Source organism: Pantoea sp. X-Soil-TKNS-1211 (assembly GCF_059730495.1).
Genome location: NZ_AP035953.1, coordinates 1,490,328 through 1,511,962, shown reverse-complemented (window position 1 = coordinate 1,511,962; position 21,635 = coordinate 1,490,328). Strand labels below are relative to the sequence as shown.

Sequence of the window (21,635 nt, the reverse complement as noted above, 5' to 3'; positions counted from 1 at the left end):
AATCCTGCAAGTTTTGCACCTGCCCTGCATTAACGAGTTTTGATCACCAGCCGATTGCTCTGTTTGACCTCTTCCATTACCACATAGGTGCGGGTGTCGTTTACGCCCGGCAGGCGCAGCAAGGTTTCACCCAGCAGTTTGCGATAGGCTGACATATCCGGCACACGGGTTTTCAGCAGATAGTCAAAGTCACCGGAAACGAGGTGACACTCTTGAGTTTCCTCAAGTTTTTGCACGGCGGCGTTAAATTGCTCAAACACATCTGGCGCACCACGATTCAGAGTAATCTCAACAAATACCAGCAACGAGGCGTCGAGATAGTGCGGGTTGAGCTGTGCGGTATAGCCAAGAATGAAACCCTGACGTTCCAGCCGACGAACACGCTCAAGACACGGCGTTGGCGATAGTCCAACACGTTTCGAAAGCTCGACATTGGAAATACGACCGTCTTTCTGCAATTCATTCAGAATGTTTCTGTCGATACGGTCCAGATCTTTTCCGGGGCGCTTCTTATTGTCTACCATTATTATTGTCTCTCTTAATTCCTTCCCTTAACCTGCCTCACCCTGAAAACATTCATTGTTCAGGGCCTTAACTCGAAGTGAAGACGATAAGCCTGTGCAGTAATGCGACCATCCGTATGACGCATGTTGTCTGTCCACATCATGCGTCACTACCAATGTCAGACTGTTTAAATCTGGCGAAACAAACCAAAACAGGTATGAAATTCTGTTTTGTATCGCTAAATCTTCTTTGCTTCTCACAATGTTTTCGCAAATGCGCAGGCGATTGTCAAAGTAAAACATCCAAATTCAGTACAAGATGCCAGATAGAGTGCTGGGTTCCTGTTTTCTAATGAGATTTTTTATACAACTGCACCACTAATTACCGAGCATTGCCCCCTTTTGGCGCAATCCGCGTGCAGAAAGTGTTCTCATCGTCTACGCCGCTTGCAGCGATTGTTAACAAAATTGCTGAAGACTTTTTTTGCGGCGCTATTTTCCCTACAATCGCTGGCTATGTTGTCAGACAAAAAACTGAGGTACACATGAGTACGGCCAAACACAGCAAGCTGCTCATTCTGGGCTCCGGCCCTGCCGGTTACACCGCAGCAGTCTATGCCGCACGCGCTAACCTGAATCCGGTATTGATTACTGGCCTGGAAAAAGGCGGTCAGCTCACTACCACCACCGAAGTGGAGAACTGGCCAGGCGACCCACACGATCTGACAGGTCCATCGCTGATGGAGCGCATGCACGAGCATGCCGAAAAATTTAATACCGAAATCATTTTCGACCATATTCACACCGTCGATTTGCAGAACCGTCCGTTCCGCCTGACGGGTGACAGCGGCGAATACACCGCAGATGCGCTGATCATCGCGACCGGAGCGTCTGCTCGCTATCTCGGCCTGCCGTCAGAAGAAGCGTTCAAAGGCAAAGGTGTGTCTGCCTGCGCCACCTGTGATGGCTTTTTCTATCGTAATCAGAAGGTCGCGGTCATCGGTGGTGGCAACACTGCTGTGGAAGAAGCGCTGTATCTGGCGAATATCGCCGCTGAGGTACACCTGATTCACCGTCGCGACAGCTTCCGCGCAGAGAAAATCCTTATCGACCGCCTGATGGAAAAGGTACGCAACGGCAATATCGTGTTGCATACCGACCGTACGCTGGACGAGGTGGTGGGTGACCAGATGGGCGTCACTGGCCTGAAGCTGCTCTCGACTAAAGGTGAGGCTGCCAAATCGCTGGACGTTGCCGGTCTGTTCGTGGCTATCGGCCACAGCCCCAACACCGCCATCTTTGACGGTCAGCTGGCACTGGAAAATGGTTACATCAAAGTTCAGTCCGGTCTGCACGGCAACGCGACGCAGACCAGCATCCCGGGCGTGTTTGCGGCGGGTGATGTGATGGACCATATCTATCGTCAGGCAATCACTTCGGCAGGCACCGGTTGTATGGCGGCGCTGGATGCCGAACGTTACCTGGATGGTTTGGTTAAGAACGATAAGTAACTTGTTAATAACCTGATCATATTTGCTGAAGGCGACCTGTTTTGGTCGCCTTTTTTATTACCTGCGTGCTACAGTTCATGCGCCTGACGTTGCTGGGGTTTTTACCCCGCAACGGCTTCTCTTCTGAGTCATTGAACGGCTTCGTATGAACAAATCGCGGCAACAGGAACTTATCCGCTGGCTCCGCCAGCAACGTCATCACGGCGCACGCAGTTTGCGCCTGGTTTCTCTATTGGGTTTTGCCAGCGCGCTGGTGATTATTGCCCAAGCCTGGCTGATTGCCACACTACTCCAGGCTCTGATCATCACTCACCAACCTCGCACCGAACTGTGGAGCCAGTTTGCCCTGCTGCTGCTGTGCTTTGTGCTGCGTGCTGCGCTGAATTATGGCCGCGAGATGGCGGGACAGCGTGCCGGGATGGCGATCCGTCGCGCATTACGCCAGCAGGTACTCGATCGCCTGAATACGTTGGGTCCGGCATGGATTCAGGGCAAGCCCGCGGGTAGCTGGGCCACCCTTCTGCTGGAGCAGATTGAGGAGATGCAGGAATATTACGCGCGCTATCTGCCACAGATGTCGCTGGCGGTATTTATTCCCTGCGCCATTTTGGTGGCGATCTTCCCGATAAACTGGGCAGCAGGCCTGATTTTGTTAGTCACTGCGCCGTTGATTCCGGTGTTTATGGCGATGGTCGGAATGGGCGCGGCCGATGCCAATCGTCGCAATTTCCTCGCACTGGCACGTCTGAGCGGGGATTTCTACGATCGCCTGCGTGGCCGCGAAACGCTGCGCCTGTTTGATCGCGCTAATGCGGAACAACAGGCCATCACCCGCAGCACCACCGACTTTCGTCAACGCACCATGGAAGTGCTGCGACTTGCCTTCCTCTCTTCAGCGGTGCTTGAATTCTTTGCTTCCCTGGCAATTGCCGTGGTCGCGGTGTATTTCGGCTTCTCCTATCTTGGCGAGCTGAATTTTGGTCATTATCACAGCGGCGTCACGCTGTTCGCCGGTTTCCTTGCCTTAATTCTCGCCCCCGAATTCTTTCAACCGCTGCGCGATTTAGGCACTTTTTACCATGCCAAAGCTCAGGCGGTCGGCGGCGCTGATGCCCTGGACCGTTTTCTGCAGGAAAGCCCGGAGGGGCAAACTGGCGAGTCAGGCGAACCTTTTACGTTCTCCGCGCCACTGCACCTGCAAGCCCTGGACCTGGTGGTGATGACGGCCAAAGGGGAGTCATTATCCCAGCCGCTGACGTTTAGTCTCACCGCCGGCAAACGGGTCGCACTGGTAGGACAAAGCGGCGCGGGTAAAACCGCGCTGATGAATGTGCTGCTCGGTTTTTTGCCTTATCAGGGGTCGCTGAAAATTAACGGTATCGAGTTGCGTGATATTACGCGCTCAGGCTGGCAACAGCACCTCGCCTGGGTCGGTCAAAACCCACACTTACCGGCCACCACCCTGCGCGAGAATGTGCTGATGGGGCGCATCGTGAGCGAGACTGAACTGGAAAATGCCCTCAATCTGGCAGGCGTCACTGAATTCCTGCCGCGCTTACCTCAGGGCCTGGATACGCCGCTCGGCGACGGCGCGACCGGCTTATCCGTCGGCCAGGCGCAACGCATTGCTGTTGCCCGTGCGTTGCTGAAACCGGCGCAACTGCTGCTGCTGGATGAACCGGGTTCCGGGTTGGATAGCCAGAGCGAGCAACGTGTGATGAGCACGCTAAAGCAGGCCGCCACGCAGCAGACCACCCTGATGATTACGCACCAACTTAGCGACCTCGCCAGTTGGGATGAAATCTGGGTGATGCAAAACGGCCAACTGGTACAACAGGGTGACTGGCAGCAACTGCACCAGCAAGAAGGTCCGTTGCGTGAGATGGTGCAACACCGTCAGAGGGAGATTGCCTGATGCACAGCCTGATACCTTTTTTACGTCTGTGGCGACGCCATCCGTGGCGTCTCGGCTTGGGGATTGTACTGGCTATCGCCACCCTGCTGGCCAGCATCGGCCTGCTGACTCTCTCCGGCTGGTTCCTTGCCGCATCGTCAGTCGCAGGTGTGGCGGGTTTATACAGTTTTAACTATATGCTGCCGGCCGCCGGGGTGCGCGGTGCCGCCATTATTCGAACTGCCGCGCGCTATTTTGAACGTCTGGTCAGCCACGATGCGACCTTCCGCGTGTTACAGCATTTACGTGTCTTCACCTTCAGTAAATTAATTGCGCTGGCACCGCAGCAACTGGCGCAGTTCCGCCAGGGCGATCTGCTAAACCGCTTTGTCAGTGATGTCGATACGCTTGATCATCTCTATTTGCGCGTAATTTCACCGCTGATCGGTGCGGCGATGGTGATCCTCGCCGTGACGCTGGGATTATCCTGGTTGGATGTGCCGCTGGCGCTGCTGCTGGGCGGTATCATGCTGGCGACGCTGTTGCTGATGCCACCGCTGTTTTGGCGCGCTGGTGCAGCAGCGGGTCGGCGGATTGCACACCATCAGGCCAACTGGCGTTTACAACTGACGTTGTGGCTGACTGGACTGGCCGAGCTGCAAATCTATGGCGCGGCAACACGCTGGCGCACGCAGTTGGATCGCGAAGAAGCAGACTGGCAGCGGGCACAACGTAAACAACACCGTTTACAGGCACTGGCGCAAAGTCTGTTGCTGCTGATCACCGGTGTGACGGTCACGCTGCTGTTGTGGGTTGCAGCGGCAGGGGTCGGTGGCGATAGCGCACCTGGTGCGCTGATTGCGTTGTTCGTGTTCTGCGGGCTGGCGGCATTTGAGGCATTGGCCCCGGTCGCCGGTGCATTTCTACCGCTGGCACAGGTCACCAGCGCCGCTCAGCGCGTGCAGGAGATTATCGATCAGCCTCCGGCAATCCGCTTCCCGACCAATAAGGTCAACACCTCACCCGGCATCAGCCTGGCGCTGGAAAATATTCACTTCAGCTATCCACAGCGACCGGAAGCGGTGTTAAATCATTTTTCCCTGCATTTGCAGCCGGGCGAACATCTGGCGTTGCTCGGGCCAACCGGCTGTGGCAAATCCAGCCTGCTGGCACTGATTACCCGTGGCTGGGAAGCGCAACAGGGCAGCATTACCCTGAACGGTCTGGCGCTCGCCAGCTGGGATGAAGCCTCGCTGCGTCAGCGTATTAGCGTGGTAACGCAACGGGTGCATCTGTTCAGTCAAACCCTGCGTGACAATCTGTTGCTGGCGGCCCCGACGGCGAGCGATGTACAGCTAACCGATGCCTTGCATCAGGTGGGCCTCGGTCATTTGGCAGATCACAGCGAAGGGCTGAATGCCTGGATGGGTGAAGGCGGTCGCCCTCTTTCCGGCGGCGAACTGCGTCGTCTGGCGATTGCACGCGCGTTGCTGCATGACGGCGACCTGTGGTTGCTGGATGAACCGACAGAGGGATTAGATGCCACCACCGAGCAGCAAATTCTGGCGCTGTTACAGCACGTAAGTCAGGGAAAAACCCTGATTATGGTTACGCATCGTCTTAGCGGTCTGGCGCATATGGATCGTATTTGCGTGATGGATCAGGGACAAATTATTGAATCCGGTTCGCATGACGAATTAATCTCAAAAGCAGGACGCTACTGGCGTTTCCATCAACGGTTTGCGCTATAGTCTTAGCGAACTGCCGTAAGGGTGATTAACGCAATGAGATTGGTTCAACTGTCACGCGATTCGCTGCATTTCCCGCCTCCGGAAATGGCGCTACGCGAGCCAAATGGCTTGCTGGCGATGGGGGGTGATCTCTCCCCTGCCCGCCTGATGAATGCGTACCAGCGCGGTATTTTTCCGTGGTTTTCACCCGGCGACCCGATTCTCTGGTGGTCGCCTGATCCGCGTGCCGTGATGTTGCCGGAATCGTTCCATCTCAGCCGCAGCATGGCGCGTTTTCACCGTCATTCTCCGTATCGTGTCACCATGAACCAGGCTTTTGCGCAGGTACTGGAAGGCTGCGCCAGCAATCGTCAGGAAGGCACCTGGATCACCTTCGAGGTAAAGCGTGCCTGGCTACGGTTATATGAGCTGGGCCATGCGCATTCCGTTGAGGTGTGGCATGAACAGCGGCTGGTCGGTGGGTTGTATGGGCTGGCGTTGGGACAGATTTTCTGCGGCGAGTCGATGTTCAGTCGTCAGGAAAATGCCTCCAAAACCGCGTTGTGGGTTTTCAGTCAGCACTTTCTGCAACATCATGGCCGACTGATTGACTGCCAGGTCCTGAACCCCCATACCGCCTCATTAGGTGCCGTGGAAATTCCGCGCGTAGATTATTTGCAGTATGTACAAACCCTGGCATGGCAGCCTGTTTTAGCGGGTTGCTGGCAAACACAAACCCTTTTTTGAGCACTGGCGCAGATGTTTTGCACACAATACACAGTGAAAGTGATATAATAGTCGAGTTTGGTATGTCGTCCGCGCTTCGCTGTGGCGAGCCGGAATTGCCAGGCTGGGAAAGTGACTGTTTTCCCGAAGCTGTTTCAGTTGCGCATCAGAAGCCAATTGCTACAGATTCTTAGCCCGCTAATCCCCCGCAGACGTCAAAAACACCCGAATTTATCCGTAATGCACGCGCATTAGCGCGACGCACGGCGAAGTGTTGGCAAAATCACCAACGTTTCTTTACATAAATCATGGAATTCGGCATTATCTTGCCGGTTCAACAGTTTGGTAGTTCACCCAGAGGATTCGATGGCCAAAGAAGACAATATTGAAATGCAAGGTACCGTACTGGATACGTTACCTAACACCATGTTCCGCGTAGAGCTTGAAAACGGGCACGTGGTTACCGCTCATATCTCCGGTAAAATGCGCAAAAACTACATCCGCATCCTGACGGGCGACAAAGTGACTGTCGAGTTGACCCCGTACGACCTGAGCAAAGGCCGCATTGTCTTCCGTAGTCGCTGATTTGTTGTTCACGTCACGCGTTTTCTGAACGCGAAAAAAAGGCCGGATTCATCTCCGGCCTTTTTCATTTCTGTGACCCATCCTGAAGGCATCTCTGCCGCTTAGCCATGATTCACTCTGCAAAAACCGCCCTATTGCCCGCCATTCATCCTTTCCTTGGCAGCGATTGACAACGATTGTTTTAATAAGAATCATATGGCTAATATCTTCAAGGGAATGATTGGGTTTATTAACTAATGATGACACCCGTTGAGTTTAAACATTCATGCAGTGAAACCATCGCTTTCGTTCAGAAAGTCATTGATAATGCACAATTAAACTTATCTATTGAATGGCTCACTGAGGATGATTTTGAATCACTGACTAAAAATCACACATCTGTTCTGAATTGGATTAACTATTTCCAGCACTATTTGCATGAGGAAAGTTTCCCTGTCGCGTTTAAGCTTAGGGACAGTAACGATATTGATGGTGCCTTCCTGGCAATTTATTCACAGGAAGATAAGCACCTGCATATCTTTCTGATTGAGTCGTTAGTGAAAGATGTGGCTGGGCATCCTCTAAAAGGCAGACTTATCTCTCTGACCGTAATTGCTATCACCGATCTTCTTGCCGGTATCGATGACAGTAGAGGCGCTTATATTATCCAACCGGCCCCAGATTTGATCGAACACTATAATAAATTTAGTTTTACCCACCTCCCGGATGACAATGTCATGCATGCTGACTTCGAAACATTAACCAATGTTCAAAGAACAATTATGTTGCGCTCAAATCTCAGGGTTGACGGGTAGAGGGTGACTTCCTCTTTACACTTGAGTTATAATAACGTCTGTTTACAGGAGGCTCTATGGATAATCGTAACCAAAAACGTATGTCTCGTGATGAGGTTAGGGCGCTACTGCTTACGAACGCTAAGGTTCTGATGTCTGATAAGTTCAGAACATCAGCGGTTGAAATCTCCGGTGAGCGCAAAGCTAAACATCAGGAAAAGAAGACTGCCTAGCCTATAACCACTGAACCTGCACAGAGAAATGTGGGTTCAGTGTCAACTACCCCTCATGTGGTTCCCTCGCAAAATTCCCGCCTGGTTCAGGCATTTAACTGCTATTAATGCTTAGGGTAGATTACGCCCTCACTACTTATCCCGAAAATAAAAAACCTCTGAAGCATGCCTCAGAGGTTTTAAGACCTGAAAAAGTATCACACCTGTATCAGGACCAGGCACAGTCGCTTAATTAATGTACCGTACCTTCAGTTTTGCGTTTTTCCGCGCTCAGGAAGTGGTACGTCAGCTGGTTTTTCTCTTTATCCAGCGCAACGGACACTGATCCACCATCCACCAGTGAACCAAACAGCAATTCGTTGGCGAGCGGTTTTTTCAGGTTTTCCTGCACGGCTCGCGCCATTGGACGCGCGCCCATCGCTTTGTCATAACCTTTGTCAGCCAGCCAGTCGCGCGCATCATCGCTGACTTCCAGCGACACGCCTTTCGCATCCAGTTGTGCCTGAAGCTCAACAATAAATTTATCCACTACCTGATGAATCACCTCAGTTGACAGGTGACGGAACCAGATAATGTTGTCGAGACGGTTACGGAACTCCGGCGTAAAGATCTTTTTGATCTCTTCCATCGCGTCAGTACTGTTGTCCTGCTGGATCAGGCCGATCGATTTACGCTCGGTCTCACGTACTCCAGCGTTGGTGGTCATCACCAGCACCACGTTACGGAAATCAGCTTTACGACCGTTGTTATCCGTCAACATGCCGTTGTCCATCACCTGCAACAACAGGTTGAACACATCCGGATGCGCTTTCTCAATTTCATCCAGCAGCACCACGGCGTGCGGATGTTTGATCACCGCATCGGTGAGCAAGCCACCCTGGTCAAAGCCGACATAGCCCGGAGGCGCACCAATCAGGCGGCTAACCGTATGACGCTCCATATATTCCGACATATCGAAACGCAGCAACTCGATACCCAGCGCTTTCGCCAGCTGAACCGTCACCTCGGTTTTACCTACCCCGGTCGGACCGGCAAACAGGAAGGAACCGACAGGTTTACGATCCTGACCGAGACCGGCACGGCTCATCTTGATAGCTTCAGTCAGTGCCTCGATGGCATTATCCTGACCAAATACCAGCATTTTCAGACGGTCGCCGAGGTTTTTCAGCGTATCACGATCGGTCGCCGAGACACTTTGTTCCGGGATACGCGCTATACGCGCAACCACCGTCTCAATATCGGAGACATTGACCGTTTTTTTACGCTTGCTGGCTGGCACCAGGCGCGCACGCGCACCCGCTTCATCAATCACGTCGATCGCCTTGTCCGGCAGATGACGATCGTTGATGTATTTCACCGCCAGCTCCACCGCCGCACGTACCGCTTTGGCGGTGTAGCGAACATCGTGGTGCGCTTCGTATTTCGGTTTCAGGCCATTGAGGATCTGCACCGTTTCTTCAACCGACGGTTCAGTGATGTCGATTTTCTGGAAACGACGCGCCAACGCTCGATCTTTCTCAAAAATGTTACTGAATTCCTGATAGGTGGTTGAACCCATCACACGAATTTTACCGCTGGAAAGCAACGGCTTGATCAGGTTTGCTGCATCCACCTGCCCACCCGATGCGGCACCCGCACCAATGATGGTGTGGATTTCATCGATGAACAGAATGCTGCTGTTGTCCTGCTCCAGCTGCTTCAGCAGCGCTTTGAAACGTTTTTCAAAGTCACCACGATACTTGGTGCCCGCCAGCAACGAACCAATGTCCAGCGAGTAGATGGTGCAATCTTTCATCACTTCCGGCACGTCACCCTGCACAATTCGCCAGGCAAGGCCTTCCGCAATCGCGGTTTTACCAACACCGGACTCACCCACCAACAGTGGATTGTTTTTACGGCGACGGCACAATACCTGAACAGCACGTTCCAGCTCTTTCTCGCGGCCGATCAGCGGATCTATCCCACCGACTCGAGCAAGCTGATTAAGATTGGTGGTGAAGTTTTCCATACGTTCCTCCCCGCCTGCTTGCTCTTCGTTTACCGGATTTTCCGCATTCTGCGCCTGGCCAGGCTCGTCTTTACGCGTACCGTGGGAGATAAAGTTCACCACATCGAGGCGGCTCACTTCGTGTTTACGTAGCAGATAAGCCGCTTGCGACTCCTGCTCACTGAAAATGGCGACCAGCACATTGGCGCCAGATACTTCACTGCGCCCGGATGACTGGACATGGAAAACCGCACGTTGCAGCACACGCTGGAAGCTGAGCGTCGGTTGGGTATCGCGCTCCTCTTCACTGGCGGGCAACACCGGTGTGGTTTGTTCGATGAAGGCTTCGAGTTCCTGTCGCAGAGCCACGATATCCACCGTACAGGCTTCCAGTGCCTCTCTGGCCGACGGGTTGCTGAGCAGAGCCAGCAACAGATGCTCGACGGTCATAAACTCATGACGGTGCTCACGCGCTCTGGCGAAAGCCATGTTTAAACTGAGTTCCAGTTCTTGATTGAGCATTAGGCACCTCCCCCAATTATCGCTCTGACGACCTTTCCCCTATATGGAGACGGTTTCAGGCTTTTTCCAGCGTACACAGCAACGGATGTTCATTTTCTCGTGCGTAAATGTTCACTTGGGCAACTTTGGTTTCCGCCACTTCTGCAGTAAATACACCACAGATTGCCTTTCCCTGGTAGTGAACTTTCAACATCAGCTGCGTTGCACGTTCAACATCATAAGAAAAGAACTTTTGCAGAACGTCAATAACAAATTCCATAGGTGTATAATCGTCATTATTCAGAATGACTTTATACATTGAAGGCGGCTTTAACCCTTCGCGTACTTTGTCTTCGGCCAGATGTTCAAAGTTAAGCCAGTCGTTTGTGTTTGCCATAATGTTCCGTTGAAATTCTGCGTTACGGTTGTGCGCATTTCTGCGCTCACACCTAAAGTTTAACATGCCTGTCAAGCCACTTTCCCCTCAGTAAAAAATGGTCCTGAAAGCACATGCGCGACCTGTATCACAAAATTTGCAATAGCGTTAACTGCCTCAAATTTTGATGAATTTCCCCCTGCGCGCTCGGGTCGTTTGCTTGACGATAAGGACCGTTTCTCTACATTCTACTTACACAAGCTGAGTGAGTTTTGAACAAGCTCGACTCACAGCTTCAATGACCTCACCTACTTATCAAAATGTCTTGCGAGGGAAGTAAAAGCATGGAGACGGGTACTGTTAAATGGTTCAACAACGCCAAAGGCTTCGGCTTTATCTGTCCGATTGGCGGCGGCGACGATATCTTCGCACACTACTCCACGATCCAGATGGAGGGATACAGAACGCTGAAAGCCGGCCAGCAGGTTCAGTTTGATGTCCATGAAGGGCCAAAAGGCAATCATGCCAGCCTGATTGTGCCAGTGGAGACAGCGGTGCCGGTATAAAACTGCGCCACTTCCTCCATTCTGACCACTCCCGAAAAAAAATGCCAGCCAGTGACGCTGGCATTTTTCTTTTGAGAATTTTACGTCCTACTGCGACGAGATTTTACAGTGAAATCAATCAGCCTTACCCCGCGCCAACCACATTACCCGCGAAAACAACGTATCAAGCAATGGTGGGATTGACTCCGGTCCACGCTCGGCAGCCGCCAGGGCTACCGCAATCGCCAGCTCCGGTTTTGAGCTGTGATGTACCGCTTTGGTAATAATACGCCGGGCGTTCATGGGCACGTTTAACGGCAGGTGCGCTGTCTGGTGATAAACGTCACTAAATCCCTGCTTATAAAAGAAGTTCTCGATATCCAGCGCCGGTAGCATCGTCAGGTGATCGGCGTCATGTTCATGAGCCTCCAGCTGACTGCGGGTGGTCGCCGCATATTTTTTCCCGGCATCGTCGCCATCGGTCAGCACATGCCAGGCGATCCCCATACGGCGGGCAAATTTCAACAACGGTTTCAGGCCGGACTGGGCAAATTCAATTACCTTCACCCCTTCCGCCGCAAAGTGGTAGCCACGCTGGCGGGCCAGTTCATTGATGATCCACACCTCCGTCTCCCCCTCCACCAGCAACCAGCAACGCGCAAACAGGGCCGACGGACGATTGACGCGAATGTGGAAACCAATCCGACGACTCTCCTCGGCGCTCAGCCCCTCCGGACCGATGCGCCAGGCCGCGACGCGTGTCGGTTCGCGCACCAGACGACAAACACTCTCCAGCGGCACTTGCGACAACAATTCCCCCGAGTTGGTGGTGGCGATTTTTTGCACCGGCATCAGTTCCAGCAGGTTCCACGCCACCGCCAGCATAATCGGATGCAGCCGTGTTTCCGGATCCTCAACCAACAACATCGGACGCGCGCCCACCGGCAACGCGGCGTTACCGTGCGCCTGAATCAGCAAGGAGAACATCCGCAGCAGAATCACCTGGCGGCTGCGCGATTCGGTCCCGGCGATCAGATGATTGAGCTTATCGAGTGAACGCCACCCTTCGCCGCCGTCACGCACTTCCGGTGCCACCCGCGCCACACTGCCCCCCGGCTGCTGGACCAGAAAATAATGCTCCAGCAGTTGCTGCATGGTATGCAAACCCTGGCGCAACAGTTCATCACTAAGCATCTGTGGTCGCGACACCAGATCACGCGTGAGTTTATCGACTTCCAGCGCCAGCTCAGTCAGGGTACTGGCACGCTGCGCGGGATCGTTCTCACCCTGACGCGATCGACGGCTAAAGCGGGCATCGCGCACACGCAACACCGGGTAGAAGGTACGGAGATGGGCCAGCGCTTGCGCCGTACCCTCCAGCGGTAACACATCACCACGCATATCAATAAAGCGATGCGTGGTTTTTACCTGATGCTCCTGGCGCTTACCGCGTGCACTGAAGCTGAGGTAACGACCGCCGCCGTCTCGCTGCCAGAACGGCGCCAGCACCGGTTCATCATCGTGGCTCTCAGCCCGAAAGCGAAACACCAGTTGCAACTGGTGCGTACGGGCCTCAACATCGCCAGGGGGGAAGTGGAAGTCATGTTCGGTGAAGAGATAGGATTCCGTGGCTGGAGCCAGCAACAGCGTCAATGCATCCAGCAGACTCGACTTCCCCCAGGCATTTTCGCCAATCAACAAATTGGTGGCGGTCAACGACAAGGCGAGTCGGTTGATCCCGCGAAAACCATGAATATCGATATGTTCCAGAATCATCGCAGCGTCCATCCTGTTCTTTGCCTGAGCATGGTCCCCCTTGTGGCGTTGGTCAAGCTATGCTGCCGGGAAAAGGTTTACACTTCAGATGTTTTTGGTTAGCGTGACGCCTCTTTTTTCAGGGACGAATCACATGATGTATACCGGATTGATCATTATTCTGCTGCCGCTGATGCTTGGCTGGCTGCTACCACGACAAAACCCACGCCTGCTCAAGTTCGCCAATCGTTCGCTCGGCTACATTGTTTACCTGATCCTGTTTTTTATGGGTATCAGCCTGGCATTTCTCGACAATCTTGGCAGCAATCTGCTGACTATCTTCCATACCGCATTGATCAGCATGTTGTGTATCCTCACCTGCTCGCTGGGTGCGCTGTGGTTGCTGGAAAAACGTTATCCGTGGCAGCATAACCATCGCCCACAGACTCTGCCCTCACGTTGGCATATGGCGCTGGATTCAGTGAAATTGTGTGCCACCGTCGCCGCAGGATTTCTGCTGGGGTTAACCCATGCCACACCGTTGCGTCATGCCAGTACCGCCAGCGAGTACGCATTGATTCTGATGCTGTTCCTGGTGGGTATTCAACTGCGCGGCAGCGGCATGACGCTGCGGCAAATCATCCTTAATCGCCGTGGCTTGCTGGTGGCCGCAGTGTCGTTGGTCAGCGCGTTGTGTGGCGGCGCACTGGCCGCCACATTGCTCGGTCTGCCGGTGAAAACCGGGCTGGCGCTGGCGAGCGGTTTCGGCTGGTATTCGCTCTCTGGCATTCTGATGACCGAAGCATTCGGCCCGGTGATGGGCAGCGCGGCATTTTTCAATGATCTGCTGCGCGAATTATTCGCCATCATGCTCATCCCGCTGCTGGTCACGCGTCATCGTTGCACCGCGTTGGGGCTGAGCGGTGCCACCTCAATGGATTTCACCTTACCCATTTTGCAGCGCGCAGGCGGGATGGAGATTGTCCCGGCCGCGATTGTGCATGGATTTATCATGAGCCTGCTGGCCCCGATTCTGATCGCCCTGTTCTCCGCCTGACGGAATCGTGCGCAGCGCATTTTTTCACGGCTGCGCACCCTGCACATCGTCTACGCTTCTGACTGACCTCATTTTCCCGGAAAGGAGTGTTTGATGAAGCAAACTGTTGCAGCGCTGCTGGCAAAAACGCTGGAAAACGCCGGTGTGAAACGCATCTGGGGCGTGACCGGCGATTCCCTGAATGGGCTAAACGACAGCCTTAACCGCATGGGCACCATCCAGTGGATGCCGACCCGACACGAGGAAGTCGCTGCCTTTGCCGCCGGTGCCGAAGCACAGATCACCGGGCAACTGGCGGTATGCGCCGGTTCCTGCGGGCCGGGCAACCTTCACCTGATTAACGGCCTGTTTGACTGCCACCGCAATCATGTACCGGTGCTGGCGATCGCCGCGCATATCCCCTCCAGTGAAATCGGCAGCGGCTATTTCCAGGAAACTCATCCCCAGGAGTTGTTCCGCGAATGCAGCCACTATTGCGAACTGGTGTCCAACCCGGAGCAGTTGCCGCAGGTACTGGGGATTGCAATGCGCAAAGCTATCCTCAACCGTGGCGTTTCGGTGGTGGTGTTACCCGGTGATGTGGCGCTGAAAGCGGCACCGGAAGGCGCACGCGCGGACTGGTATCCGCCGCAATTGCCGCAGGTGGTGCCGTCAGCCAGTGAAATCGCCCGGCTGGCCTTAACGCTGAATGGCGCGAAAAATATCACCCTGATGTGCGGTAGCGGCTGCGCCGGAGCACATGCGGAAGTCGTCAGGCTGGCGGAAACGCTCAAAGCCCCGGTGGTGCACGCCATGCGCGGCAAAGAACATATTGAGTACGACAACCCTTATGACGTGGGGATGACCGGCTTGATTGGCTTCTCGTCAGGTTTTCAGTCCATGATGAATGCCGACACCCTGGTGCTGCTCGGCACGCAATTCCCCTACCGTCCCTTCTACCCGGCAGAAGCCAACATCATTCAGATCGATATCAATCCCACCAGCCTGGGCGCGCATAGCCACGTGGATATGGCGTTGGTGGGTGATATCAAAGCTACTCTGCTGGCGTTGCAGCCGCAGCTCACCAGCAAAAGCGATCGTCAGCACCTCGATCACGCACTGGAACACTATGCCGAGGCGCGCAAAGGACTGGACGAGTTGGCAACCGCCAATGATAAACAGGCTATTCATCCACAGTATCTGGCGCAGCAAATCAGCCACTTCGCGGCTGAAGATGCCATCTTCACCTGCGATGTCGGCACCCCGACGGTGTGGGCCGCGCGTTACCTGAAAATGAACGGCAAGCGGCGTCTGCTCGGTTCGTTTAATCACGGTTCGATGGCTAACGCCATGCCGCAGGCATTAGGTGCACAGGCGATCAACCGTGACCGCCAGGTGGTGGCGCTGTGTGGTGATGGCGGCTTTAGCATGCTGATGGGGGATTTTATTTCCGTGGCACAACTTAAGCTGCCGGTGAAGCTGGTGATCTTCAATAACAGCGTGCTGGGATTTGTGGCGATGGAGATGAAAGCCGGAGGTTACCTCACCGATGGCACCGAACTGGAAAACCCGGATTTCGCCGCCATCGCCACCGCCTGCGGCATCAAAGGGATTCGGGTAGAGAAAGCCTCGGCGCTGGATAGCGCGCTGGAACAGGCCTTTGCGCATGATGGCCCGGTACTGTTGGATGTCATCACCGCCAAAGAGGAACTGGCCATCCCGCCACAAATTAAACTGGAGCAGGCGAAGGGCTTCAGTCTGTATATGCTGCGGGCGATTCTGAATGGTCGCGGTGATGAGGTCGTGGAACTGGCGAAAACCAACTGGCTAAGGTAAAACGGTTCCAGCAGACCAATCAAAAATTGTATGCGGGCGCTTAGCCCGCTTTTTCTTTCAGGAGAGCGACGTGATCGATTTACGCAGTGATACCGTAACCCGCCCGAGTTCCGCCATGCTCGATGCCATGATGGCTGCCGAAACCGGCGATGATGTTTACCGTGACGATCCCACCGTCAATGCGCTGGAAGCCGAAGCCGCACGTCTGAGCGGTAAAGAAGCAGCGTTATTTTTCCCCACCGGTACACAAGCGAACCTGGTGGCACTGCTGAGCCACTGCCAGCGCGGCGAAGAGTACATCGTCGGACAGCAGGCACATAACTACAAATATGAAGCCGGTGGGGCCGCAGTACTGGGCAGCATTCAGCCGCAGCCGATTCTGGCGGCCGAAGACGGTACGCTGCCGCTGGCCGATGTCGCCGCCGCCATTAAGCCGGACGATATCCACTTTGCCCGTACCCGTCTGCTTAGCCTGGAAAACACCCATCACGGTAAAGTGCTGCCACTCGCTTATCTTGAGCAAGCGTGGCAATTCACCCGTGAACATCAGTTGGCATTGCATATTGATGGCGCACGTATCTTCAATGCGGTGGTGGCGCAAAAGACCTCGCTGGAAGGCATTGCCCGTTACTGCGACACCCTAACCATCTGCCTCTCCAAAGGGTTGGGCACGCCGGTGGGATCGCTGCTGTGTGGCGATGCCGCGTATATCGAACGCGCGCGCCGCTGGCGCAAAATGACCGGCGGCGGTATGCGTCAGGCCGGGATTCTGGCGGCAGCAGGTTTGTATGCGCTGCAACATAATGTGGCACGTTTGCAGGACGATCACGACAACGCCGCCTGGCTTGGTGAGCAGTTGCAAGCGTTGGGTGTAACGGTGGTCAGCCAGCAGACCAATATGTTGTTTGTGCAGGTTCCACTGCCGCAGGTTGAGGGATTAAAAGCATGGCTGAAGGCGCGTGACGTGTTGATTAGCGTTGGGCCGGTGACGCGCATCGTCACCCATCTGGATGTCAGCCGCGACGACCTCGCCCAACTGGTTGCACACTGGCAGGCATTCCTGCAACAGGCGTAACGCGCGGGAATTACTGCGCCGCACCGTATTTCGCCAACAGCGCGCGGGCAATCGCCAGCGTCTCGGCATCGGCCAGGCCACGGTAATTCCGTGGCCTGAAATGCATCTGAAACGCCGCAATCACCTTACGCTGCATCGCAGGCGTGGTGGCGGCCGTCACGTCATAACCATAGCGTTGTAATGCATCCAGCAGTTGCTGCTGATCAACAGGTGCATCAGCGGCCTGATCGCCAAGATAACGCTGCACCGTGATTGTCTCTGGCCAGGCTCCAAGTCCCTGTTGCGCCAGCTGCTGCCACGGAAACAACGGTCCTGGATCCTGTTTCCGCTGCGGCGCGATATCGCTGTGCCCTACCACATTTTCCGCGGAGATGCCGTAGCGCCGGGTGATGTCTTTCACTAACGCCTCCAGCGCTGCAATTTGTGCCGGACTATACGGCTGCCAGCGTAAACCGACCAGGGTGCGTTGATAGCCGCTATTCACCAGTTCAATGCCTATCGAGGTATCGTTGATACGCGTCGCACCGCGCCAGAAACTCGGCCCGGCGTGCCAGGCCAGCTCACTTTCTGGCACCAATTGCCAGATCACCCCCTGCCCGTTGCGTTGTGCGGGTTGCGCCGGAATCAGGTAGTGTGCACTAACTTCACGGTCGGTGAGCGTCGCCAGCGACGACGAGAAATCCTCGGCGGTGTAGTGGATCACCACCACTTTTATGCGGGGTCGCGCGCCCTGCGCCGGGTGTGAGGTATCGACCCAATAGCCGGGGCGAGCCTCAATCGCAGACTGACAACCGCTCAGGATTAACATCGCCAGCAGCATCCCGCCGCGTACCAGACTCATCAACATCCCTTTCTCCTCGTCCGTTATCGCGCTTCACGCCCTAAACCAACGCTATACTCTATGCTAATTATGCCGCTTTGCCAGTGAACAATAAGGAAATCGAGATGAGAAACAATGCTTTTGCGCTAGTGGTTCCCGCTGTTTTGCTGCTCAGCGCCTGTACTACCGTTGAGCCGGTGATTAAGGATAATGGCCCACGCATGGCGGCCTGTGTCGACGGTGGCCCGGATAGCGTGGCGCAGCAATTCTACGATTTACGCGTCAGTCAACCGACCCAGGGTTTGCCGGACAATGCAACGCTGGCGAAATACCGTCCTTATCTCAGCGACCGGCTATATCAGAAGCTGTTACAGGCCAATGGGTTGAGTAATAAACCAGCCGACTGGCGCAGTGGCGATCTGTTCTCCAGCCTGGCGCAAGGCCCCGCCTCCGCCGAGGTTGCCAGCGCCTCCACCATTCCCAACCGCGATGCCCGCAATATTCCGCTACGTGTGGATCTGACGCGCGGTGATAAAAAGTGGCAGGACGAAGTGCTGATGATCCACGAAGGCAGCTGTTGGGCGGTGGATGATGTGCGCTACGTCGGTGACTGGCCGCATCCGGGCGGGGCTTCCCTTAGCCAATTGCTGGAGGAGCGTCCATAACACGTGGGTGATAAATCACGCCTTGACTGTAGCGGCGCGATTTATCGCGCATTTTAGCCACGGCAACGAATGCCGAGATATTGTGCTACGCTTTTAACCTTTAACTGCTGTTTAATAAATTTTAACCCACCTCAATTGCATAACTATTCTGGTGACGTTAAGATTCGCGGCATCAATTGCTATTCATTTATTGCGCATGAGTATTCAACTAACCGGCATTAACTGTTTTTACGGTGCCCACCAGGCGCTGTTCGATATCAACCTGGCCTGCCCACAGGGCGAGACGCTGGTGTTGCTCGGTCCAAGCGGCGCGGGTAAAAGTTCGCTCCTGCGCGTGCTCAACCTGTTGGAGCAACCGCGCTCCGGTAGCTTGCAGATCGCCGGCAACCATTTCGACTTCAGTAAAACCCCGTCTGACAATGCGATCCGCGAATTGCGCCAGAACGTGGGTATGGTGTTCCAGCAATACAACTTATGGCCGCATCTGACGGTGCTGCAAAACTTGATCGAAGCGCCCTGCCGCGTGCTGGGTTTAAGCAAAGATCAAGCCCGCGCCCGTGCCGAAAAATTGCTGGATCGCCTGCGTCTGACCCCTTATGCCGAGCGTTTTCCGTTGCATCTCTCCGGTGGTCAGCAACAACGCGTGGCGATTGCGCGCGCGCTGATGATGGAACCACAGGTGTTATTATTCGACGAACCGACCGCCGCACTCGACCCGGAAATCACCGCACAGATCGTCAGCATTATCAATGAGCTGGCGCAAACGCAGATTACCCAGGTGATTGTGACCCATGAAGTGGAAGTCGCACGTAAGACCGCCAGCCGTGTGGTGTATATGGAAAACGGCCACATTGTGGAACAGGGCGACGCCAGCCACTTTACACAGCCGCAAACCGAGGCGTTTGCTCACTATCTTTCGCACTAAGTCAGGATGTCTCTAATGAAAAAAGTCGTACTTGCTGCACTGCTTGCTGGTCTGAGTCTGAGCGCTTCTGCTGCGCAGACCCTGCGTTTCGCGACCGAGGCTTCTTATCCTCCGTTTGAATTTGTCGATTCCGACAACAAAATTCAGGGCTTTGATGTCGATCTGGCGAATGCCTTGTGTAAAGAGATTGATGCCACCTGTACCTTCACCAACCAGGCCTTCGACAGCCTGATCCCGAGCCTGAAATTCCGTCGTTTCGACGCGGTGATGGCCGGTATGGACATCACGCCAGAGCGTGAAAAGCAGGTACTGTTCACCAAACCGTACTACGACAACTCGGCGATTTTTATTGCGCAGAAGGGCAAGCTGGCAGATGTGGCTGCGCTGAAAGGCAAGCGTGTCGGCGTACAGAACGGCACCACCCACCAGAAATATCTGTCTGATAAGCACAGCGACATCACCGTGGTGCCGTATGACAGCTATCAGAACGCTATCCTCGACCTGAAAAATGGCCGCATCGATGCGGTATTCGGCGACACCGCCGTGGTCAACGAGTGGCTGAAACAGAACCCGAACCTGGCTGCGCTGGGTGACAAAGTGACCGACAAAGCCTACTTCGGCACCGGTCTCGGCATCGCGGTACGCATGGGCAACACCGAGTTGCAGGAAAAATTCAACGCCGCGCTGGATAAAGTCAAAGCCGACGGCACCTACAAAGCCATCTACAACAAATGGTTTCAACAGTAATTCCTGATGAATGAAATGATTCCACTCGCAAGCGCCGCCGGTATGACCGTCGGCCTTGCCGTTTGTGCACTGATCGCCGGCCTTGCGCTGGCGATGATTTTTGCTGGCTGGGAATCGGTGCGCTGGCAGCCACTGGCCTGGGTCGGCACTGGGCTGGTGACGCTGATTCGCGGTCTGCCGGAAATCCTCGTGGTGCTGTTTATCTACTTCGGTGCTTCGCAGCTGCTGTTGACGTTGTCGGATGGCTTCCACATCAATCTCGGCCTGTTCAGCATTCCCGTGCAGGTACAAATTGAGAACTTCGATGTCAGCCCGTTCCTGTGCGGCGTGATTGCACTGGCGATGCTTTACTCGGCCTACGCATCACAAACCCTGCGCGGTGCCCTGAAAGCGGTGCCGGTGGGTCAGTGGGAATCAGGCCAGGCGCTGGGGATGAAGAAGTCGGCAATTTTCTTCCGCCTGATCATGCCGCAGATGTGGCGTCATGCGTTACCCGGCCTCGGCAACCAATGGCTGGTGCTGCTGAAGGATACCGCGCTGGTGTCGCTGATTAGCGTTAACGATCTGATGCTGCAAACCAAAAGTATCGCTACCCGTACTCAGGAGCCGTTTACCTGGTATCTGGTCGCCGCGGCTATCTATCTGATTATCACGCTGTTCAGTCAGGCGGTGCTGCGCCGTATTGAATCGCGCACCACGCGTTTTGAGCGGGGAGCCTGAGATGCTGCAATATTTACCCGAGCTGCTGAAAGGACTGCATACCAGCCTGACGCTGACCATCGCCTCGCTGATCGCCGCGCTGGTGTTGTCGTTGCTGTTCACTGTGGTGTTGGCGCTGAAAGTGCCGGTAGTGAACGCCATCGTCAAAGGTTACATCACGGTATTCACCGGTACACCGCTGCTGGTGCAGATCTTCCTGATTTACTACGGTCCCGGCCAGTTTCCCAGCATCCAGAACCTTCCCTGGCTGTGGCATCTGCTGTCACAGCCGTGGTTGTGCGCGCTGCTGGCGCTGTCGCTGAATAGCGCGGCCTACACCACCCAGTTGTTCTACGGTGCGGTACGTGCCATTCCTTCCGGTCAGTGGCAATCCTGTGCCGCGTTGGGCATGAACCGCAAAGATACGCTGCGCATTCTGCTGCCGTACGCCTTTAAACGCGCGCTATCGTCCTATTCCAACGAAGTGGTACTGGTGTTCAAAAGTACTTCTCTGGCCTATACCATCACGCTGATGGAGGTGATGGGCCACGGTCAATTGTTGTATGGCCGCACCTATGATGTCACGGTGTTCGCCGCCGCCGGTTTGGTGTATCTGTGCGTCAATGGTTTGCTGACGCTGATGATGCGTCTGATTGAACGGCGCGCGTTGGCATTCGAGCGTAGAAATTAATATCCAGGCGGGTTTTCCCGCC

Annotated in this window: 21 protein-coding genes; 16 read left to right on the top strand and 5 right to left on the bottom strand. The window is 54.7% G+C overall.

The features are described from left to right. Positions 1-29 precede the first annotated feature (29 nt). Positions 30-524, bottom strand: coding sequence for a leucine-responsive transcriptional regulator Lrp (gene lrp, locus AC6I8W_RS07210; protein ID WP_006118610.1), 495 nt, complete (start codon positions 522-524; stop codon positions 30-32). Between the two features lie 524 nt (positions 525-1,048). Here lrp and trxB point away from each other — a divergent pair. The 7 genes from trxB (at position 1,049) to AC6I8W_RS07175 (ending at position 7,955) form a co-directional block, all read left to right on the top strand. Beyond that, positions 1,049-2,014 (top strand): thioredoxin-disulfide reductase, encoded by a 966-nt coding sequence (gene trxB / locus AC6I8W_RS07205; protein ID WP_497837557.1) that lies wholly within the window; start codon positions 1,049-1,051, stop codon positions 2,012-2,014. Between the two features lie 145 nt (positions 2,015-2,159). Continuing rightward, entirely contained in the window at positions 2,160-3,929 is a 1,770-nt protein-coding gene (gene cydD / locus AC6I8W_RS07200) for a heme ABC transporter permease/ATP-binding protein CydD (protein WP_497837556.1), read from the top strand. Further along, entirely contained in the window at positions 3,929-5,659 is a 1,731-nt protein-coding gene (gene cydC / locus AC6I8W_RS07195) for a heme ABC transporter ATP-binding protein/permease CydC (protein WP_497837555.1), read from the top strand. Before cydD ends, cydC begins: the two co-directional genes overlap by 1 nt. Before the next feature lie 33 nt (positions 5,660-5,692). After that, complete coding sequence (gene aat / locus AC6I8W_RS07190) at positions 5,693-6,385, top strand: leucyl/phenylalanyl-tRNA--protein transferase (protein WP_480369941.1); 693 nt, start codon at positions 5,693-5,695, stop codon at positions 6,383-6,385. A 345-nt stretch (positions 6,386-6,730) separates the two neighbouring features. Continuing rightward, positions 6,731-6,949, top strand: a complete 219-nt coding sequence (gene infA / locus AC6I8W_RS07185; RefSeq protein ID WP_002211347.1) for a translation initiation factor IF-1 — start codon at positions 6,731-6,733, stop codon at positions 6,947-6,949. Positions 6,950-7,185: 236 nt separating this feature from the next. Next, entirely contained in the window at positions 7,186-7,743 is a 558-nt protein-coding gene (locus tag AC6I8W_RS07180; protein WP_497837554.1) for a hypothetical protein, read from the top strand. Between the two features lie 56 nt (positions 7,744-7,799). Beyond that, positions 7,800-7,955: a hypothetical protein gene (locus AC6I8W_RS07175; protein ID WP_497837553.1), complete on the top strand. Its 156-nt coding sequence runs from the start codon at positions 7,800-7,802 to the stop codon at positions 7,953-7,955. Between the two features lie 232 nt (positions 7,956-8,187). On the opposite strand, the gene clpA is transcribed toward AC6I8W_RS07175, so the two are convergent. Together clpA and clpS are read right to left on the bottom strand one after the other, a co-directional pair. Beyond that, on the bottom strand, positions 8,188-10,464 hold the full coding sequence (clpA, locus tag AC6I8W_RS07170) for an ATP-dependent Clp protease ATP-binding subunit ClpA (protein WP_497837552.1): 2,277 nt from the start codon (positions 10,462-10,464) through the stop codon (positions 8,188-8,190). 55 nt (positions 10,465-10,519) lie between these two features. Continuing rightward, positions 10,520-10,840, bottom strand: a complete 321-nt coding sequence (gene clpS / locus AC6I8W_RS07165) for an ATP-dependent Clp protease adapter ClpS (RefSeq protein WP_041525752.1) — start codon at positions 10,838-10,840, stop codon at positions 10,520-10,522. Positions 10,841-11,163: 323 nt separating this feature from the next. On the opposite strand from clpS, the gene cspD reads away from it, so the two are divergent. Continuing rightward, entirely contained in the window at positions 11,164-11,385 is a 222-nt protein-coding gene (gene cspD, locus AC6I8W_RS07160; RefSeq protein ID WP_497837551.1) for a cold shock-like protein CspD, read from the top strand. A 114-nt stretch (positions 11,386-11,499) separates the two neighbouring features. Here cspD and AC6I8W_RS07155 read toward each other — a convergent pair whose 3' ends face one another. Then, the gene (locus AC6I8W_RS07155) at positions 11,500-13,140 is read right to left on the bottom strand and encodes a DUF2813 domain-containing protein (protein ID WP_497837550.1); all 1,641 of its coding nucleotides are present in this window, start codon (positions 13,138-13,140) and stop codon (positions 11,500-11,502) included. Positions 13,141-13,276: 136 nt separating this feature from the next. On the opposite strand from AC6I8W_RS07155, the gene AC6I8W_RS07150 reads away from it, so the two are divergent. The 3 genes from AC6I8W_RS07150 (at position 13,277) to ltaE (ending at position 17,066) form a co-directional block, all read left to right on the top strand. Then, on the top strand, positions 13,277-14,176 hold the full coding sequence (locus tag AC6I8W_RS07150; RefSeq protein WP_497838127.1) for a LysO family transporter: 900 nt from the start codon (positions 13,277-13,279) through the stop codon (positions 14,174-14,176). A 93-nt stretch (positions 14,177-14,269) separates the two neighbouring features. Further along, positions 14,270-15,991 carry a ubiquinone-dependent pyruvate dehydrogenase gene (poxB, locus tag AC6I8W_RS07145; protein ID WP_497837549.1) on the top strand — a complete coding sequence of 574 codons (1,722 nt, stop codon included), beginning with the start codon at positions 14,270-14,272 and terminating at the stop codon, positions 15,989-15,991. A 70-nt stretch (positions 15,992-16,061) separates the two neighbouring features. Next, positions 16,062-17,066, top strand: a complete 1,005-nt coding sequence (gene ltaE, locus AC6I8W_RS07140; RefSeq protein WP_497837548.1) for a low-specificity L-threonine aldolase — start codon at positions 16,062-16,064, stop codon at positions 17,064-17,066. Between the two features lie 10 nt (positions 17,067-17,076). On the opposite strand, the gene AC6I8W_RS07135 is transcribed toward ltaE, so the two are convergent. Then, positions 17,077-17,913 (bottom strand): N-acetylmuramoyl-L-alanine amidase, encoded by an 837-nt coding sequence (locus AC6I8W_RS07135; protein ID WP_497837547.1) that lies wholly within the window; start codon positions 17,911-17,913, stop codon positions 17,077-17,079. A 98-nt stretch (positions 17,914-18,011) separates the two neighbouring features. Here AC6I8W_RS07135 and AC6I8W_RS07130 point away from each other — a divergent pair, with 98 nt between their 5' ends. The 5 genes from AC6I8W_RS07130 to artM all read left to right on the top strand — a co-directional run bounded on the left by AC6I8W_RS07130 (position 18,012) and on the right by artM (position 21,613). Next, positions 18,012-18,551 (top strand): lipoprotein, encoded by a 540-nt coding sequence (locus AC6I8W_RS07130; RefSeq protein ID WP_497837546.1) that lies wholly within the window; start codon positions 18,012-18,014, stop codon positions 18,549-18,551. Between the two features lie 196 nt (positions 18,552-18,747). Next, positions 18,748-19,476, top strand: coding sequence for an arginine ABC transporter ATP-binding protein ArtP (artP, locus tag AC6I8W_RS07125; protein WP_497837545.1), 729 nt, complete (start codon positions 18,748-18,750; stop codon positions 19,474-19,476). Between the two features lie 15 nt (positions 19,477-19,491). After that, positions 19,492-20,223 (top strand): arginine ABC transporter substrate-binding protein, encoded by a 732-nt coding sequence (artJ, locus tag AC6I8W_RS07120; RefSeq protein ID WP_497837544.1) that lies wholly within the window; start codon positions 19,492-19,494, stop codon positions 20,221-20,223. Between the two features lie 6 nt (positions 20,224-20,229). Continuing rightward, entirely contained in the window at positions 20,230-20,943 is a 714-nt protein-coding gene (artQ, locus tag AC6I8W_RS07115) for an arginine ABC transporter permease ArtQ (RefSeq protein ID WP_013508483.1), read from the top strand. A gap of 1 nt (position 20,944) precedes the next feature. Continuing rightward, complete coding sequence (gene artM, locus AC6I8W_RS07110) at positions 20,945-21,613, top strand: arginine ABC transporter permease ArtM (protein ID WP_497837543.1); 669 nt, start codon at positions 20,945-20,947, stop codon at positions 21,611-21,613. Positions 21,614-21,635: the final 22 nt, after the last annotated feature.

Bases quoted from the DNA above. Each gene is read 5' to 3' on its own strand.
- artP (WP_497837545.1), top strand. From the start codon at position 18,748: ATGAGTATTCAACTAACCGGCATTAACTGTTTTTACGGTGCCCACCAG.
- artJ (WP_497837544.1), top strand. From the start codon at position 19,492: ATGAAAAAAGTCGTACTTGCTGCACTGCTTGCTGGTCTGAGTCTGAGC.
- lrp (WP_006118610.1), bottom strand. From the start codon at position 524: ATGGTAGACAATAAGAAGCGCCCCGGAAAAGATCTGGACCGTATCGAC.
- AC6I8W_RS07135 (WP_497837547.1), bottom strand. From the start codon at position 17,913: ATGTTGATGAGTCTGGTACGCGGCGGGATGCTGCTGGCGATGTTAATC.
- AC6I8W_RS07150 (WP_497838127.1), top strand. From the start codon at position 13,277: ATGTATACCGGATTGATCATTATTCTGCTGCCGCTGATGCTTGGCTGG.
- AC6I8W_RS07155 (WP_497837550.1), bottom strand. From the start codon at position 13,140: ATGATTCTGGAACATATCGATATTCATGGTTTTCGCGGGATCAACCGA.
- artM (WP_497837543.1), top strand. From the start codon at position 20,945: ATGCTGCAATATTTACCCGAGCTGCTGAAAGGACTGCATACCAGCCTG.
- AC6I8W_RS07180 (WP_497837554.1), top strand. From the start codon at position 7,186: ATGATGACACCCGTTGAGTTTAAACATTCATGCAGTGAAACCATCGCT.
- clpS (WP_041525752.1), bottom strand. From the start codon at position 10,840: ATGGCAAACACAAACGACTGGCTTAACTTTGAACATCTGGCCGAAGAC.
- artQ (WP_013508483.1), top strand. From the start codon at position 20,230: ATGAATGAAATGATTCCACTCGCAAGCGCCGCCGGTATGACCGTCGGC.
- poxB (WP_497837549.1), top strand. From the start codon at position 14,270: ATGAAGCAAACTGTTGCAGCGCTGCTGGCAAAAACGCTGGAAAACGCC.
- cydD (WP_497837556.1), top strand. From the start codon at position 2,160: ATGAACAAATCGCGGCAACAGGAACTTATCCGCTGGCTCCGCCAGCAA.
- AC6I8W_RS07130 (WP_497837546.1), top strand. From the start codon at position 18,012: ATGAGAAACAATGCTTTTGCGCTAGTGGTTCCCGCTGTTTTGCTGCTC.
- AC6I8W_RS07175 (WP_497837553.1), top strand. From the start codon at position 7,800: ATGGATAATCGTAACCAAAAACGTATGTCTCGTGATGAGGTTAGGGCG.
- clpA (WP_497837552.1), bottom strand. From the start codon at position 10,464: ATGCTCAATCAAGAACTGGAACTCAGTTTAAACATGGCTTTCGCCAGA.
- cydC (WP_497837555.1), top strand. From the start codon at position 3,929: ATGCACAGCCTGATACCTTTTTTACGTCTGTGGCGACGCCATCCGTGG.
- aat (WP_480369941.1), top strand. From the start codon at position 5,693: ATGAGATTGGTTCAACTGTCACGCGATTCGCTGCATTTCCCGCCTCCG.
- infA (WP_002211347.1), top strand. From the start codon at position 6,731: ATGGCCAAAGAAGACAATATTGAAATGCAAGGTACCGTACTGGATACG.
- cspD (WP_497837551.1), top strand. From the start codon at position 11,164: ATGGAGACGGGTACTGTTAAATGGTTCAACAACGCCAAAGGCTTCGGC.
- trxB (WP_497837557.1), top strand. From the start codon at position 1,049: ATGAGTACGGCCAAACACAGCAAGCTGCTCATTCTGGGCTCCGGCCCT.